The 15,673-nt window shown below is 40.6% G+C and carries 14 protein-coding genes and 1 pseudogene; 6 read left to right on the top strand and 9 right to left on the bottom strand.

Annotation, left to right across the window (positions count from 1 at the left end):
* The first annotated feature begins 69 nt into the window (after positions 1–69).
* The gene (locus AC2117_RS12570) at positions 70–1,176 is read left to right on the top strand and encodes a beta-ketoacyl-ACP synthase III (RefSeq protein WP_004642034.1); all 1,107 of its coding nucleotides are present in this window, start codon (positions 70–72) and stop codon (positions 1,174–1,176) included.
* A 104-nt stretch (positions 1,177–1,280) separates the two neighbouring features.
* Here AC2117_RS12570 and AC2117_RS12565 read toward each other — a convergent pair whose 3' ends face one another.
* The 7 genes and pseudogenes from AC2117_RS12565 to benA form a co-directional block, all read right to left on the bottom strand.
* Complete coding sequence (locus tag AC2117_RS12565) at positions 1,281–2,537, bottom strand: OprD family outer membrane porin (RefSeq protein WP_133974503.1); 1,257 nt, start codon at positions 2,535–2,537, stop codon at positions 1,281–1,283.
* A gap of 45 nt (positions 2,538–2,582) precedes the next feature.
* Positions 2,583–3,941, bottom strand: coding sequence for an aromatic acid/H+ symport family MFS transporter (locus tag AC2117_RS12560; protein ID WP_133974501.1), 1,359 nt, complete (start codon positions 3,939–3,941; stop codon positions 2,583–2,585).
* 476 nt (positions 3,942–4,417) lie between these two features.
* Positions 4,418–5,611, bottom strand: coding sequence for a benzoate/H(+) symporter BenE (benE, locus tag AC2117_RS12555; RefSeq protein WP_133974499.1), 1,194 nt, complete (start codon positions 5,609–5,611; stop codon positions 4,418–4,420).
* Between the two features lie 58 nt (positions 5,612–5,669).
* Positions 5,670–6,455, bottom strand: coding sequence for a 1,6-dihydroxycyclohexa-2,4-diene-1-carboxylate dehydrogenase (locus tag AC2117_RS12550; RefSeq protein ID WP_133974497.1), 786 nt, complete (start codon positions 6,453–6,455; stop codon positions 5,670–5,672).
* 21 nt (positions 6,456–6,476) lie between these two features.
* A complete protein-coding gene (gene benC, locus AC2117_RS12545) occupies positions 6,477–7,493 on the bottom strand; it encodes a benzoate 1,2-dioxygenase electron transfer component BenC (protein WP_133974495.1) in 1,017 nt (338 codons plus the stop codon).
* A 52-nt stretch (positions 7,494–7,545) separates the two neighbouring features.
* Positions 7,546–8,065: pseudogene (gene benB, locus AC2117_RS12540) on the bottom strand (benzoate 1,2-dioxygenase small subunit).
* The gene (gene benA / locus AC2117_RS12535) at positions 8,062–9,444 is read right to left on the bottom strand and encodes a benzoate 1,2-dioxygenase large subunit (protein WP_133974491.1); all 1,383 of its coding nucleotides are present in this window, start codon (positions 9,442–9,444) and stop codon (positions 8,062–8,064) included. Before benA ends, benB begins: the two are co-directional and overlap by 4 nt.
* Positions 9,445–9,567: 123 nt before the next feature.
* Between benA and AC2117_RS12530 the strand changes: the two genes are divergently transcribed.
* The gene (locus AC2117_RS12530) at positions 9,568–9,678 is read left to right on the top strand and encodes a hypothetical protein (RefSeq protein WP_133976355.1); all 111 of its coding nucleotides are present in this window, start codon (positions 9,568–9,570) and stop codon (positions 9,676–9,678) included.
* Between the two features lie 44 nt (positions 9,679–9,722).
* Positions 9,723–10,682 (top strand): LysR family transcriptional regulator, encoded by a 960-nt coding sequence (locus AC2117_RS12525; protein WP_004702719.1) that lies wholly within the window; start codon positions 9,723–9,725, stop codon positions 10,680–10,682.
* Positions 10,683–10,733: 51 nt separating this feature from the next.
* Here the strand turns inward: AC2117_RS12525 and AC2117_RS12520 are convergent, their stop codons facing one another.
* Complete coding sequence (locus AC2117_RS12520) at positions 10,734–10,934, bottom strand: heavy-metal-associated domain-containing protein (protein ID WP_080026604.1); 201 nt, start codon at positions 10,932–10,934, stop codon at positions 10,734–10,736.
* Positions 10,935–11,100: 166 nt separating this feature from the next.
* Here AC2117_RS12520 and AC2117_RS12515 point away from each other — a divergent pair, with 166 nt between their 5' ends.
* The 3 genes from AC2117_RS12515 to AC2117_RS12505 all read left to right on the top strand — a co-directional run bounded on the left by AC2117_RS12515 (position 11,101) and on the right by AC2117_RS12505 (position 14,485).
* Complete coding sequence (locus tag AC2117_RS12515) at positions 11,101–13,572, top strand: heavy metal translocating P-type ATPase (protein ID WP_133974489.1); 2,472 nt, start codon at positions 11,101–11,103, stop codon at positions 13,570–13,572.
* Between the two features lie 75 nt (positions 13,573–13,647).
* Complete coding sequence (gene cueR / locus AC2117_RS12510; protein ID WP_042897953.1) at positions 13,648–14,049, top strand: Cu(I)-responsive transcriptional regulator; 402 nt, start codon at positions 13,648–13,650, stop codon at positions 14,047–14,049.
* Between the two features lie 28 nt (positions 14,050–14,077).
* Positions 14,078–14,485 carry a GFA family protein gene (locus AC2117_RS12505; RefSeq protein WP_133974487.1) on the top strand — a complete coding sequence of 136 codons (408 nt, stop codon included), beginning with the start codon at positions 14,078–14,080 and terminating at the stop codon, positions 14,483–14,485.
* Between the two features lie 631 nt (positions 14,486–15,116).
* On the opposite strand, the gene AC2117_RS12500 is transcribed toward AC2117_RS12505, so the two are convergent.
* Positions 15,117–15,473, bottom strand: a complete 357-nt coding sequence (locus AC2117_RS12500) for a four-helix bundle copper-binding protein (RefSeq protein ID WP_042897957.1) — start codon at positions 15,471–15,473, stop codon at positions 15,117–15,119.
* Positions 15,474–15,673: the final 200 nt, after the last annotated feature.

Here is a 15,673-nt window from a genome sequence, read left to right as displayed (position 1 = left end):
TTTTTAGCGAACAACGCAATTTATAAATGAAAGATTAATAGACCCTTTTCATTTTTTTAGGAGTTTTACATGGGCATTCGTATTACAGGTACTGGGCTATTTCATCCAACAGAAACCATTTCTAATGAAGAACTGGCCGTCAGTTTAAATGCTTATGTGGAACAATATAACCAAGACAATGCAGAGAAAATTGCATCTGGTGAACTTGAAGAGTTACGTGGTTCAAGTGCTGAATTTATTGAAAAAGCTTCTGGTATTAAAAGCCGTTACGTCATCGAAAAATCAGGAATTCTCGATCCAACTCGTTTACGTCCTCGTTTGTCTGAGCGCTCAAATGACGAGTTGTCACTTCAGGCTGAATGGGGTGTTATTGCGGCTAAACAAGCCATGGAAAATGCAGGCGTGACTGCTGAAGATATCGATGTCGTCATCTTGGCATGTTCAAACATGCAGCGTGCTTATCCAGCAGTGGCGATTGAAATCCAGTCAGCGCTAGGTATTCAAGGTTATGCATATGACATGAATGTTGCGTGTTCAGCTGCCACTTTTGGTTTGAAACAAGCAGCAGATGCAATTCGTTCAGGTGCTCGTCGTGTTTTATTGGTGAATGTTGAGATTACCTCTGGTCACCTAGACTACCGTAACCGTGATTGTCACTTCATTTTTGGTGATGTTGCGACAGCCTCTATTATTGAAGAGACTACGACTAAAACTGGTTTTGAAATTTTAGATATTCATCTATTTACTCAATTTTCAAACAACATCCGTAATAACTTCGGGTTTTTAAACCGTAGCGAAGATGCAATCGTTGACGACAAGTTATTCCGTCAAGATGGCCGCAAAGTATTTAAAGATGTTTGTCCATTGGTGGCAAAAATAATTAATGCGCAGTTGGAAAAAATGCAGTTAACTGCAAATGATATTAAGCGTTTCTGGTTACACCAAGCCAATGCCAACATGAATGAATTAATCTTGAAATATGTGGCTGGTAAAGAAGCAGATTTAAGCCGTGCGCCAATTATTTTAGATGAGTTTGCAAACACTTCTTCAGCAGGCGTAATTATTGCTTTACACCGCACAGGTCATGAAGTGAATGATGGCGAATATGGTGTGATTTCATCTTTCGGTGCTGGTTATTCAGTAGGTTCGATTGTTGTTCAAAAGCATGTGGCTTAAGTTAGAATTTTAATTAAAAACGCTCGTAAGGGCGTTTTTTTATGGGTGAAATAATATAGAAAAAGCGGACCAAAAGTAGCCCGCTTAGCTTAAATTAAAAAACTTTAGAACTTTTTGGTGTAATTGACGAATAGGCGGTCTTCACCAAAGTCATTGCCATGTTTAACATTATAATCAATACGAATGTATTGAAGAGCAACGCCTTTTAAGAATGGCTGTTGAAACGCATAGTTCAGAATGACATTCGACTCAGTCTCATGATTTTTCTCGCCATTAGCTGCTTTAAAGTCATGTCCATAAACATATTTCACCATTGTGTTTAAGCCCGGAACGTAATCTTTAAAGTCATAGCCGTACATGACATGGTAAGACTTTTCATCTTCTTTAAAGAAACCAGTAGCGTTCCAGTTAATAAAATAGGTTTCTGGCAAGAAACCATCCGGTAATGGATAAGCCGATTCACCCATGATTTGTTGGTAGCCTAAACCAAAGGTATGGTTTTTTACTTTGAGGGTTTCTAGCACTCCAATGTTTTGCGCATCAATATCAAAAGTATTGCCATCATCTTTGGCATTGAAGTATTTAAACTTGGAAGTCAGGGCAAAAGTTGGCTGCTTCCATGTATGCTCAAGTCCCACATAATACTTGTTATACAAATCCTCTAAATTACCAAAGTAGTACTCACCCTTTAATGACGGCGTAAATTGATAACGAAGGTCTAAGTAGTTTAAGCCATCAGATTCTTTGGTAACCCCATTGGCCGTGAAGGAAAACTTTTTAAAGTCTTCTTCATTTCGTGGAGATACTTTTTCAACCCGACCAATTTCCGCATAAAGCTGATCTGAAAGTTGAGACTTTAAATTGGTTCCCCAATACGAAGTAAGTAATTGACGGCTCGCATCTACCGCTGTCACTGGTAAATCTAACCAAAGTTCACCGACGCTTAATAAAGTTTTGTCATAGCCCAGCTTTAAGGTCGCGCCATATTTTAAAAAGTCGGACGCTTGTGATTGAGTGTCTTTGTTAAAAGGCAAAACTGTATCGGCGATATGTTTGTCTGAACTTAAACGTACTGCATATTGAACAGAAGCATCTGCACCAATGGTGATTGGCTTGTCTGCTATTACTAGTGGGGTTTCATGCATTTTCGATTTATAAAATAACGACGCTGCCTGAGACCAGCTACCTGTATCTTTGAGTGCATCATTGTCAAAATTACGATTAACGTAGGCATTCTTTAAAGTGAATTTCCATTCATCTTCACTTTGTTGCGCGGTATCTGCTGCCCATGAATTGCCACACATCAATACTAAAGTTGCTACAGCTAAAGTCTGCGGTTTAAAACGGTGTATTAATTCCATAATCCATTTCCGAGATAAATGCGCCAGTCCTCGGCGCATGTATGTTTACTGCTGGGTAAGTGTGTTTTGAGTGTTAAATGTTGATGGAGCTTGCGCAGCAACAGAGGCTTTAAGATTGACCATAAATATTGCAAGTGCAGCAATCACACCAGGAATCGCAATCGCCAAGAAATTGATTTGGTGAGGAAGTTCAAATGTGAGTAGGGCTCCAGTTAAAACTGGACCGATAATTGCACCAATGCGACCAATTCCTGATGCCCAGCCCATGCCTGTTGAGCGAAGTGCTGTCGGGTAGAACTGTGCAACAAACGTGTAGAGTAAGATTTGTGAACCAATTGTGGCAGCGCCAGCAATGGCAATCAGGCTATATAAAATAAATTGTGGACTATTAATGCCAAGTAAGATTAGAGCTGCTGAACCCACAATAAACATGATGGTAATGACAGGTTTTAAATGGAATCTATCTGCTAAAGCACCGCCACCAATTGCACCAACCATGCCACCAATGTTGAGTGCAAACAGGAACAACATACTCGCACCCAACGAATAGCCTGCTTGCAACATGAGTTTAGGTAACCAGCTTCCTAAGGCGTACACCATGAGTAAACACATAAAGAAAGCAATCCAGAACATAAATGTGCTGAAGGTACGGCCTTGTTGAAAAAGTGCGCGGACAGGTGCATCTGTTATAGTGCTTTCGTTTAACACCAGTTGAGTATTGGCATTTACCTGAGTTTGAGGCGCAATTTTGCTGACAACACTTTTTGCCTGTTCACTTTGGTTAGATTTCACTAAAAATGTGAGAGATTCAGGCAAAAATTTCCAGATCAGTGGGAGTAGTAAAAGTGGAACACCCGCAATTAAAAACATGATTTGCCAGCCCATATCCTTAACGAGCCATGCACCGAGTAGTGCAGATGTCATGCCACCAATCGCATATCCGCTAAACATGATTGCCACCAATGTACTGCGGATTTTTTTAGGTGCATATTCAGTCATAAGCGCGACCACGTTTGGCATGACCCCGCCAATACCAAGGCCAGCAATAAAGCGAAGAATTGCAAACTCAGCTGGCCCTTTAGCAAAAGCACCTAAAAAGGTAAATCCGCTAAATAAAGTCACGCAAATCAGAATGGTTTTTTTACGCCCGAGTTTGTCCGAAAGTGTGCCAAAAATCATGGCACCAAACATCATGCCAAATAAAGCAGCACTTGCCAGCAAACCTGCTTCAACAGCAGTTAATGACCATTGTTGCATTAATAAAGGAAGTGCAACGCCATAAATGACTAAATCATATCCATCAAAAATAATAATAAGTAAACACCAGATTAAAACTTTCCAATGAAAAGCTGTAAAACGGGCCTTATCAATGAGCTCATTAATATTAACCTTACTCGCATCCATTTTCTTCACCTCCAATTTGTGAAGTATCGCGTTATTGTTTAATAAACTATTTTGTTATCGAGTTAGAGTCAAAAACCTAATTGATATATCTTTATGTCTTTAAGGTATTGGGTTTTTAATAATTTAATTGTTTGAAAAATATGGTTTTATTTTTACTATATGAACTGGGGGTCTTTATTCTTTAAAATAGTTTGAATATTATATAGTGAGAATTTTAAGGGTTTTATTGGTGTTTTATTCTTGATTTTATTGCTGAGAATCACCACTAAAAATATAGATCAGTTAATATTATGAATTGGTCGGAAAAATATTAAGATGAAAGATTGAAATCTATTATTTAATTATTTTAGAAATTGACTTTGGAAAATGGAATTTAATTGACAATAAATAAAAATAGCCAAAACAGGGATAGCAAATTATTTGCATCCTGATTTGGCTATTAAGACTTTATTTGGGTTGAATTACTTAGGTAAAATTTAATTTGTGGCTGGAGCTGATCGTGGCGTAAGAATGAAATGAGCAATGACACCAATAAAAATGCCCCAAAAAACCGAGCTTAATCCGAGAAAATGCATGCCCGAAGCTGTAGCTAGAAAGGTAATGAGTGCAGCATCACGTTGGCTGTCATTTCTCATGGCAACAGAAATATTGGTCGCAATTGCACCAAGCAAAGCTAAACCTGCAAGTGCTGCAACCAACTCTTTAGGAAGTAAGCTAAATAGCATGACAATACTGCCAGCAAATAAGCCACCTAAAATATAAAAAATTCCGTTGGCAATGCCTGCGATATACCGTTTTTCTTTAAGTTCATGAGCGTCTTTGCCCATACATAAAGCAGCGGTAATTGAGGCAAGTACAATGGTAATACCGCCCACGCAGGCAACCGCTAAAGAGGCAATGCTGGTAACACTAATAATCGGTTTGGCTGGCGTATCGTAACCGCTGAGCTTCATAATCGCCATACCCGGTAAAAATTGACCAGTTAAGCTGACTAGAATCAGAGGAAGGGCAAGGTTAAGTGTTGAATCCCACGTCCATTCTGGGCTAATCCACTGCGGGATAGCTAGACTAAAACTCACATCAACCGGATTCATTTTGCCTAAAATGAGGCTTAATAAAACTCCGGCCCCTAACACCCAAATCATGGTGTAGCGGGGCATTAAACGTTTAGCAATTAAAAACACAATGAGCATGCTAAAGACAATAAAAGGCATGCTATCAGATGCGGTAAATAGGCCAATACCAAATTGAAAAAGGATACCTGCCATCATGCCGGCAGCGACATCTTGCGGAATCCATTTGAGTAATTTGTCGAAGTAACCTGTAACGCCAATTAAAAAAATAACAATCGCAGAAGTAATATAGGCGGCTACTGCTTCATTCAATGAGATATGCGGAAATAGAGTAACTAACAGGGCAGTACCCGGTGCAGACCATGCGGTAATGACAGGCGTTTTATATTTAATTGAAAGATAAATGCCTGAAACGGCGGCACCAATTGAAATTCCCCAAATCCATGACACCATCATATCGGTAGAAACATGGGCTCGCTGAGCAGCTTGAAAGAAAATAATCAGTGGGCCAGAGTAAGAAATTAAAACCGCAAGAAAGCCAGCAACTGTTGCTGATATCGACCAGTCATTTTTTAATATTTTTAACAGGGTTGCCATTGTTTGATTGCCTCCATGCAAATCCTATTATGTATCAGATCATATAAAAAGATCAGGATTAACCCTGATCTCCACCTCCGACTGGAATGACTGATCCAGTCATATAAGATGCATCATCTGATGCGAGAAATAAAATTGCATTTACTTGTTCATGAATTGTGCCATAACGCCCCATAAATGTTCGATCTACAGTTTGATCTACCACTTGCTGCATCCAGTCTTTTTCATTTTGACTGAGTGGGTTGGCGTTACGTGGTACTTTGCGAGGTGGTGCTTCGGTTCCACCAGTCGCAACGGCATTGACTCGAATCCCGTCTTTAGCATGTTCAAAAGCAAGCGATGCTGTTAAAGCATTTACCCCCCCTTTAGATGCAGAGTAGGGAATGCGATTAATACCACGAGTTGCAATTGAAGATACATTTACAATAACACCCGATTGTTGCTTAATCATGGCTGGCAACACAGCTCGGCAGCACCATAAAGTTGGAAACAGTGAGCGGTTCACTTCCTTAATGATCTCTTCTTCAGAAAACTCTTCAAAAGGTTTCATCCAGATCGCGCCGCCTACATTATTAATCAGGATATCTACCCGACCATAGTGTTCAATGGCTTTTGCAACAACCGCTTGTGCGCCCGCATATGTTTCAAGGTCGGCATTAAGCGTAACAGCATCACCACCTGTACTCTGAATTTCTTTGAGAACTTCTTCAACATATTCAGAGCGGTCAGCCATGACGACTTGGCCGCCTTCAGCTGCGACTTGTAGTGCCACGCCGCGACCAATACCTTGGGCACTACCCGTAACAATCACGACTTTATCAGTAAATCTTTGACGGTTTGACATAGATAACTTCTCCACCTTAAATTAATTCGCAGAGAATTTTTCAAACAGGAAGTTAGTAGGTTTGATATTTTCAGTTTCTAACCACCCACGTACAGCTTCAACCATTGGCACTGGACCACACAAATAAACATCGACATCGCCACCGTTTAACCATTCACTTTCAATATGACCAGTCACATAGCCTTTACGTTCATGCTGACTCTCAGGGCTTGCAACTACAGTTCGATATTCAAACCATGGGAATTTCGCCTGTAATTCATTGAGTTTTTCTAAGGCAACTAAGTCAAAGTCATTGGTTACGCCAAAGACTAAACGAACAGGCTGTTCTGAACCTTTTTCTTCAAGCACTTGTAACATCGACATAAATGGGGCAATGCCAGTACCGCCTGCCAGCATAAGCACAGGACGCGCTACATTACGTAAATAGAAGCTACCGAATGGACCCGTAAATGTCATTTTGTCGCCAGCTTGGGCATTTTTACTCAAGAATTCACTCATTTTGCCATTCGGTACGTTACGTACCACAAAGCCAGTTAAACGGTTGCCGGGTTTTGAGCTAAATGAATATGAACGTGTTTCGCCAGTTTCTGGAATTGCAACATTCACATACTGACCTGCAAGGAAATGAATATCCGGTTGGCCTTCATCAAGTTGAATATCAAATGTGATGGTTGAGTCTGATAGGTTTTCAACGCGGGCTAATGTGCCTTGGAAGCTATGAATTGCTGTTTTGCAAACATCAGACGATGCTTGAATCTGGAATACGGCGTCTGAAGTCGGGCGACATTGGCAAGCAAGAATATAACCTTGCTCGGCTTCTTCTGGTGTTAATGCATCTTCAATATAGGTTTCTTCTAGCATGTCATAATGACCTGACTCGCAAAATGCGCGGCAAGTTCCACATGCACCATCACGGCAATCCAAAGGAATATTAATTTTTTGGCGATAGGCTGCGTCAGATAGGGTTTCGCCCTGAGCGACGTTAATGAAACGTGTAACACCATCTTCAAATTGAAGTGCAACATTGTGGTTTGACATGGCATGTATCCTACAAAATATTTGAAACTTTTACCCTCAGCCAACAGTCCGTTTAACTGAGGGGGTATGTCTTAAAGGTGGTAGATATCAATAACCTGATTGATGTAGTCATTTTTCAGAACGACATACTTGCTCAAGATTTTTGGTTGATCACCTGAAAAATCGATCACATAACGTGACATACCGAAATAGCTGTAATTTGTCTTGTAACGGAAACTCAAGGTGTTCCAGTTAAAGCGAACAGTGATTTTGTCTCCGTCGTGCTCGAGAACTTCAACGTTGGCAATATTGTGGCTTGTGCGCGTGTCCGGCATGGTTGCAGATGAGCGCTCAGTTTTAATACGGAACACGCGATCTTCTAAACCTTGACGGTCTGGGTAATAAATGAGTGAAATTTCAGATTGCGGATCTTCAGTTAATTTATCGTCGTCATCCCAAGCTGGCATCCAGAAAGAAGCTTCCGGTGCATAGCATGCAAGCCAGTCATCCCATTGTTCATCATCTAAAAAACGAGCTTCACGGTAGAGAAACTGAGCAATATTTTCTAAAGTTGCTTTGTCTTGAGTGCTCATGCTGTTTCTCCCTGATCAGCAATTTCTTTCTCTGTCGCAATCGCGTGTTTCATGGTGTGTAACCAATATTGATGTTGGGCAAGATAAAGTCCTTCATCTTCAGTTTTGATACCACTTAACATTGGTTTTAAACCAATTTCGTTTGCTGCATCGTCTGGTCCATAAATCCAGTGTTTAGAACCACGGCACATGTCATTCCATTCAAGTGCAATACCTGCATAACCCGCCTGACAAGCGCGGAATTCTTCTAAATCGTCTGGTGTTGCCATACCTGATGCATTAAAGAAATCTTCATATTGGCGAATACGACGGGTACGAGCTTCAGGTGCTTCGCCTTTAGGTGCAATACAGTAAATGGTGACTTCGGTTCTATTAACAGAAAGAGGACGAAGTACACGAATTTGCGAACCGAACTGATCCATCAAATAGACATTTGGATAGAGGCATAGGTTACGTGAACGTTCAATCATCCATTTCGACATCGCTTCGCCGTATTTTTCGGTGTATTCGTCTGCTTTCGGGAAGTTTGGACGGTCTTCTGGGTTTGCCCATTGTGTCCAAAGCAACATGTGACCATTTTCAAAACCATAAGAACCACCACCTTGTTTACCCCAAGCACCTGCGCTCATCGCGCGAATGTTATCGGCAGCTTGAGTTTCTTTACGGTGTTGAGTCGTTGCTGCGTAGTTCCAGTGAACAGCAGAAACATGGTAACCATCGGCACCATTTTCAGCAGTGAGTTTCCAGTTACCTTCGTAAGTGTAGGTTGATGAACCACGTAAAACTTCCAAACCATGTTCAGACTGGTCAACAATCATGTCGATGATTTTGCTGGTTTCACCCAAGAATTCTTCAAGTGAAGGAACATCTGGATTTAAGCTGCCAAACAAGAAGCCTTTGTAGTTCTCAAAACGAGCCACTTTTTTAAGGTCATGTGAGCCCTCTTGATTAAAGCAATCAGAATAACCAGCTTCACTCGGATCTTTAACTTTGAGTAATTTACCAGAGTTGTTAAAAGTCCAACCGTGGAAAGGGCAGGTATACGTTGCTTTGTTACCACGCTTGTGACGGCAAAGTTGCGCTCCGCGGTGTGAACACGCATTGATCATGGCATTCAATTCGCCGTTACGATTACGGGCAATAATGACGGGCTGATGACCAATGTAAGTGGTGTAGTAGTCATTATTATTTGGAATTTGGCTTTCGTGTGCTAAGTAAACCCAATTACCTTCGAAGATGTATTTCATTTCAAGGTCAAATAGGGCTTCGTCAGTAAACACTGAGCGATGAAGTTTAAATTCACCTGTATCGATATTATCTACAAGTAATTCATCAATACGGTCAAGATGGCTAGTATTGATTACAGGAATACGTGGCATGTCCGTTCTCCGACTTTCCAAAAGTGTGGAAGTCACCAAGGCCTTAGCTAAGATCTACAAGGTCTTGATATCCTAATATTGTCAATGAAGCGCATGAGCGCGACGGGTGTTTAACCGAGATTGATGAAGATGAATCACTTGAATATTGGCAAGAAGGCTTTTCACAAAGCAATTCATCACTTCATCGGTTTGTTGCTTGTATATACCTTAAAAGAATGGTTAAACTGTGTCTAAGACTGAATTTGCATTTTTTTATATCTTAAAGGTATGGAAGCCTTATGGAACTAAGACATTTACGGTATTTTGTGGCGGTGGTTGAAGAACAAAGCTTCACCAAGGCTGCTGAAAAACTATTTATTGCTCAACCTCCTTTGAGTCGACAGATCCAAAATCTGGAAAGTGAGCTTGGAATTCAATTATTTGAGCGTGGAAGCCGCCCTTTACAGACAACGCCAGCCGGACATTTCTTTTATCAACACGCTCTTAAACTTTTGTCGAATGCTGAAGAAATAAAAAGTATGACCAAGCGGATTGGTCTGATTGAAAGAAGTGTGACGATTGGTTTTGTCGGGTCTTTACTCTATGGGTTGTTGCCTCGAATCATCTATTTATTTAGGCAGCAGCAACCGCATTTGAATATTCAACTGATGGAGTTGAGTACAACTGAGCAACTACAGGCATTAAAAGAAGGACGTATTGATGTCGGGTTTGGACGCTTAAGAATTAGTGATCCAGCCGTGAGACGAATTCTGCTGCGTAAAGAACGATTAGTGGTTGCTGCACATACCAGCCATCCCATTGCTCAGCGTACAGAAGGGGTGTATTTGGCCGATCTGATTGATGAAAAGATGTTTATGTATCCCACTTCGCCGAAACCTAATTTTTCGACCCAGCTTTTAAATATCTTTGCCGAGCATAGTTTGGTTCCAAAAAATATGCATGAGATACGGGAAATTCAACTGGCTTTGGGTTTGGTAGCAGCGGGGGAAGGTCTATGTATTATTCCTGCTAGTGCCGATACCATTCGCTTTCCTCATTTAAATTACATTCCGATTCTCGATAATGGGGCAGTCAGTCCGATTTTTATTACTGCACGTGCAATGGATAGAAGTGAAGACTTACAACTCTTATTTGACTGTATTTATCAAGTTTATGATTTAGAAGGAATACCTTATAAACGTACTGTTTTTACACTCGATCAGAATCCAATCGACGATTCAGACGGTATTGATTTTTAAATAAAACGAGTGCATAGCCTCAAAGGTTGAAGCTATGCGTTAGGTAACTTCTTACTGCACTTGAGCTGGGAAACCATCTTCATCAAGCGCTTCAGTAATTTTGTCGACACTTTCACTGGTTTCGACAGTCACGATTTTTGTCGCTAAATCTACATCTACTTTTGCATTTGGGTCGACATCTTGAATAGTTGCTGTCACACCACGAGCACAGCCACCACAAGTCATATTTTCAATAAGTAATTTCATATTCATACTCCATTAAGAACGAGATGTTTGTTTGGATAACCCTAAGTCTAAACCTTGTCATGATTGTAAGGTCAAGACTAATTTTTTTAAAAAATATGCTTGACCTTCCCATGATGGGAATCTGTATGCTCAATACAGAATATTAAATTTTGCAGATTTGCAGAGGTGTTTGATGGACTCAAAAAACACAAAATTGCCAGCATATAGTGAAACACTACCAATCGAAGGTATGACTTGTGCCTCTTGTGTCGGACGTGTCGAAAAGGCACTTAAGAAAGTCGAAAATATAGAAATTGCTAACGTAAATTTGGCAACAGAAAAAGCCGTTGTATATTCAAATCAACCGATTCAGCGCGAAGCACTCGTCAAAGCAGTTGAACGTGCGGGTTATGATGTTCCAAAAGCTGCGCCAGTGGAATTGTCTATTGAGGGCATGACCTGCGCATCGTGTGTCGGACGTGTTGAAAAAGCGCTGAAGAAAGTAGACGGCGTTCAAGAGGCAACAGTCAACTTGGCAACAGAACAGGCTTGGGTTCAGGCAGATGCAACAGTCAATGTTGAGGACCTGATTCGTGCTGTTAAAAAAGCAGGTTACGACGCCAAAGCCTCTGAAAAAAATCAAAATGAGCAGCTCGATAAAAAAGCTTCAGAGTTAGATCAGCTTAAAAAAGATTTGATCATTTCAATTGTATTGGCTTTACCTGTGTTTATTTTGGAAATGGGTTCACATCTAATTCCGTCTTTTCATATGTGGGTTATGCACACGATCGGTCAATACAATAGCTGGCTTTTACAGTTTGTTTTGACCACATTAGTTCTCGTTTTTCCTGGTCGCCGTTTTTACCAAAAAGGTATTCCAGCCTTATGGCGTTTAGCACCAGATATGAACTCGCTGGTCGCTGTTGGAACCTTGGCTGCCTACAGCTTCTCTGTCGTGGCAACCTTTATGCCGCATGTATTACCACAAGGTACGGTCAATGTTTACTTTGAAGCGGCTGCTGTAATTGTCAGTTTAATTTTGCTTGGGCGATATTTTGAAGCAAAAGCTAAAGGCCGTACTTCACAAGCCATTCAACATCTAGTTGGCATGCAACCCAAAACTGCCCGCATTCAGCGTGATGGTCAAGTGGTGGAAGTTACTGTTGCCGAAGTAGTCAGCGGAAGTATTGTAGAAATTCGTCCGGGTGAACGTGTGCCTGTCGATGGTGAGGTGGTTGAAGGGCATAGTTATATTGATGAATCTATGATTACGGGCGAGCCTGTTCCCGTTGAAAAAATAGTAGGGCAGCAAGTGGTTGGTGGTACGGTCAATCAAAACGGAACACTAAACATTCAGGCAACCGCAGTTGGTGCTTCGTCTGTACTTTCACAAATTATCCGCATGGTTGAGCAAGCCCAAGGTTCTAAACTACCCATTCAGGGTTTGGTCGATAAAGTCACCATGTGGTTTGTGCCAGCGGTGATGTTAATTGCTGCAATAACATTCATGGTCTGGTTTATTTTTGGGCCAGAGCCTGCGCTGACTTTTGGTTTGGTCAACGCCGTTGCAGTACTGATTATTGCTTGTCCTTGTGCAATGGGACTTGCAACACCAACTTCGATTATGGTCGGTACTGGACGTGGTGCTGAGCTCGGTGTCTTGTTCCGTAAAGGCGAGGCATTGCAGCTTTTACAAGAAGCGCAGGTGGTTGCTGTTGATAAAACTGGAACGCTCACTGAAGGCAAACCAACACTAACAGACTTTAATGTGCAATCAGGTTTTGAGCGTCAGCAAGTGCTGACTTTAGTTGCCTCGGTCGAAGCTAAATCTGAACACCCGATTGCACTCGCTATTGTTCAAGCAGCACAGGCTGAGGGCCTAACCTTATTGCCAGTAATAGCTTTTAACTCGATTACAGGTTCAGGTATTGAAGCTGAAGTAGCGGGCCAAAAAGTACAAATTGGTGCAGATCGTTATATGCATCAGCTCGGTTTAAACACCAACTCATTCCAGGCGATTGCTGCACAGTTGGGTGAAGAAGGTAAAACGCCGCTTTATGTTGCTATCGACCAGCAACTTGCTGCGATTATTGCCGTTGCAGACCCAATTAAAGAAACAACTTATGCTGCGATTGAGGCCTTACATCAGTTAGGTCTAAAAGTTGCCATGATTACAGGGGATAACCGACATACCGCACAGGCGATTGCGAAAAAACTCAATATTGATGAAGTTGTGGCAGAGGTTTTACCTGAAGGCAAAGTAGACACCGTTCGCCAATTGCAAAAACAATATGGTCGCTTGGCTTTTGTAGGTGACGGCATTAACGATGCACCAGCCTTGGCGCAAGCAGATGTCGGCTTAGCCATTGGTACAGGAACAGATGTTGCTATTGAAGCTGCCGATGTTGTGTTGATGTCAGGTAGTTTAAAAGGCGTACCTAATGCAATTGCATTAAGTAAAGCCACTATGCGAAACATACGTCAAAACTTGTTCTGGGCATTTGTATATAACGTTGCACTTATTCCAATTGCGGCAGGTGCGCTATATCCAGCATTTGGTATATTGCTTTCACCTGTGTTTGCAGCAGGTGCAATGGCGCTTTCTTCAGTCTTTGTTTTAGGAAATGCACTACGTTTAAAACGTTTTCATGCACCCGTGCAGTAAGCGTGCTGAAAATCATATTTTGGTTTAAGATCAAAACATCAGGTCTTAAACCAAATTTAATATTTGAGGTGTGAGATGAATATCGGTCAGGCATCCAAACAGTCTGGTATTTCTGCAAAAATGATTCGTTACTATGAAGAAATCGGTTTACTTGAAGCGGCACAGCGTTCTGCTTCGGGTTATCGTATTTATTCAGAAACAGACCTGAAAACTTTGAACTTCTTAAAACACGCCAGAGAGTTAGGTTTTTCATCCGAACAAATGAAAGAACTGATTTCACTTTGGAAAAATACAGATCGACAGAGTGCAGAGGTGAAAGCCTTAACCGTAAAACATATTGCGGAACTCAATCAAAAAATTGCCCATCTACAAGAAATGGTTTCTATTCTGCAGGCTTCGGCCGATGATTGCTGTGGTAACCAACAGGCTTCTTGTGCCATTTTAGATCACATTGAAAAAGGTGTGGGTGTAAGCTAAACCTCATTAAAATAAAAAAGGAAAAATCATGGCTTATACAGCTTCTTGTCTTTGTAATGGTATTCAACTCCAAATTGATGCGGAATTAGCACCCATTATGGTTTGTCATTGTAATCAATGCCAAAAAGCCCAAGGTGCTGCTTTTGCTGTCATTACACAAGTACAAAAAAGTGATTTAAATATTTTGCAGGGAGAAAACCTGTTACAGGCTTATTTTTCATCTCCTAATAAAAAGAGGATGTTCTGTAAAACTTGTGGCTCGCCTGTCTGGAGTGAACGTTTAGATAAACCTGAAGTGGTGCGTTTAAGGGTAGGGCTGGTTAATGAAGAAATATCGACCCAAGTTAGCTCTCATGCTTTTGTCACTTCAAAAGTTAAATGGTATTCAATTTGCGATGATGCTCATCAATATCCAAACGGTGTGGAAAGTCCTTAAATATTAAGGTTTGGCCAAATTTTATTCATTTGTAAAAAAACGTGAACAGTACTAGCCATGAATAAATAATGTGCTATAACTGTACTTAAGGTAATCGTAATATCTCCTCGATCCACAGGGAAACTTGGGACAGGGCAAAAGATACGATAAGACCTTACATATAGCTAGCAAAGAGCATGTAAGAGATGGATAGACACAAATCTTAGATTGCTCACCGTTGCAGAAAAGCCCGTGAAACGGGCTTTTTTAATGTCTGTAAAAAGCTATTTATGGGGGGGCACTGCATAAACAATGTTTTTCAATAGGGTTATTTTTCATTTCTTGTTCAGCAAATAAAACGATAAAGAAATAATAAAATATTTTAAATATACAGACTCTTCTGTATTGCAATTTAAATTTTTTATAGGTACATTTAGCTAACGGTTTAAAGTTCAAGTGTAATAATGAACTCATGGTCGTTGTGGGAGATCTAAGAGCCTGCATTCTTCCCCAAGATGCGGGTTTTTTTTATGCCTATAAAAATTTGACTATTAACTTAATTTAATTAAAAAATATCTAATGTTTTGTTATTTATAAAATTTTAATGAGCCTACGATCTAAAGGTTGCGTAGGCTTATGTGTGTAAAATTATTTAGGCGCGATAAGCTAAACAAGCTTTAGCACAAGCCAAGCATGCTTTAGCACAGATCTGACAGTGTTCATGTTCATGTTTGCTGCATTCTGCTGCACAAAGTTGACAGGCATTGGCACACAATTGCATTGCCGATTCAGCCAGCTCGGAATTTCTTAACTCTAAAGATGTACACAGTTGGCACGTCTCTACACATGTCATGCAATGCTTAATACATTCTCGCATCATATGAACATGTTCCTCTTGCAAACATGCTGCTGCACAGGTTTTACAAGCGATCATGCATTCAATGCAGGCTTGAATTGAGGTAGAGGTGTGACAAAATAAAGAGGAGGTTGTTTCTTGTTGAATTTCCATAAGAATTCTCCTATCGAAGACTATTATTAAAAAATGGAATATCATTATATTTTCTATTTTAGAAGATCATTTTTAAGCAATGGCTGTTTGAGATGAAAGGGCTACAAATCGGTAATACACAATTAACCTCGTAGTAGAATGTTACATTCATTTTTTAGCTTAAAAACTCTTATTTCTTAATGATAATAAGTGTCAATAAA

The organism is Acinetobacter calcoaceticus, from assembly GCF_900520355.1.
Taxonomy (GTDB): Bacteria; Pseudomonadota; Gammaproteobacteria; order Pseudomonadales; family Moraxellaceae; genus Acinetobacter; species Acinetobacter calcoaceticus_C.
Note: the sequence above shows the minus strand (reverse complement) of the source record. Positions and strands in the feature narration are given on the sequence as shown.